A 1,444-nucleotide genomic window follows, 5' to 3' on the forward strand; every position below is an offset into this window, starting at 1 on the left:
GGACATGGTCTTTTCCATGTCCAGTTTGCCATTTTCTTTAAGTTCATGGCAGCGAAAGTAAGCATCGCCTGCATGGACAATTTTTCCAGTCCCCGAAGGGTTGTCCATCGCATGCCATGCTTCTCTTTTCCATCGGCAAAGACTCGTTCAATCGTTTCTTTGCGCTTCTCATATATGTTTTTATTGATCTCTGTATGCCTTAAATGATCGGCTTCTTCCACATAATGTTCCCAAATGTGGCGATGAATGAATTTGATTTGATCTTTATTTTGGGTACACTTTTCTAAGAACGGGCACGTTTTACATATTTCCGGATTAGAAGCGTACTGTCGATATCCTTCTCTTGTCGTGGTTCGGTATTCAAGAATTTGGTTGTTTGGGCAGATATAACAATCATAATGTTCATCGTATACATACTCATACTTTTTAAAGAAACCGTCTTTTGTTCTTGGTCTTGTATATGGCATAACGGGACGAATCTCTTTGTCCAATAGACTTTTCGCATTCGCTGGGGTTTTGTATCCGGCATCTACGGCTACTGCAGTTGGTTTGCCTACTTTTTCGATGACTTGTTCGAGTAATTGACCAAACACCTGACTATCATGAATATTCGCTCCCGTTACCTTGGTAGCTAAGACAAAGCCTTTTGCGTCACATGCGGTATGAAATGAATAGGCAAACATCTTTTCCCGTTCATCTTTTACGTAATAGCCACTATCAGGATCTGTTTTACTGACCTTTATTTCCTTGGTTTCTTCCTTCTCTTTCGGGGGATAGGGCTTTTTTCCATGGTTTTCGCGGTCTTGGTTAATCTCTAACTCTAATTGCGCTTGATAGCTTTTTGTTTCTGCCCGGACAATTTTCTTATCGTACTTCTTTTTATTGGCGCTTGCTTTGACATGTGTAGAATCAATAAAGGCAACAGAAGGGTCTACTAACCCTTTATTCATCGCTTCTTCTAAGATACGATAAAAAATCTGTTCAAATAAATCAGTACCTTGAAAGCGACGAACATAATTCTTGCCGAACGTTGAAAAATGAGGAATTTTCTCTGTGAAACCATATCCTAAGAACCATCGATACGCCACGTTGGTTTCAATTTCTTTGATCGTTTGACGCATGGAACGAATACCAAATAAATACTGCACAAAGACCATTTTAATGAGCACAACAGGATCAATACTAGGCCTTCCGTTATCTAGGCAATAGGTATCTTTGACAAGATCGTAAATAAAATTAAAATCTATGGCTTGTTCAATCTTCCTTACCAAATGATCTTCTGGAACCAATTCATCAAGAGCCACTATTTCCAATTGATTTCGATTATTGTCTGTACGCTTCGATAACATCCTAAATTTCCCCCGTTAACTAAGAATTCTATCCCTATTATACAAAAAAAGCCTGTAGATTTGGCCCCTAGTTAGGGACTTTGTCTACAAGCTGA

Annotated in this window: 1 protein-coding gene; it reads right to left on the reverse strand. The window is 39.1% G+C overall.

Annotated elements, in window-relative coordinates; all coding sequences use genetic code 11:
• A partial coding sequence (locus tag HR057_RS16725; protein ID WP_173732627.1) for an IS1182 family transposase occupies window positions 1-1,349 on the reverse strand: 1,349 nt, incomplete at its 3' end.
• Between the last annotated feature and the right edge of the window lie 95 nt (window positions 1,350-1,444).

The organism is Calidifontibacillus erzurumensis, from assembly GCF_013303125.1.
GTDB classification, from domain to species: Bacteria; Bacillota; Bacilli; order Bacillales; family Bacillaceae_J; genus Calidifontibacillus; species Calidifontibacillus erzurumensis.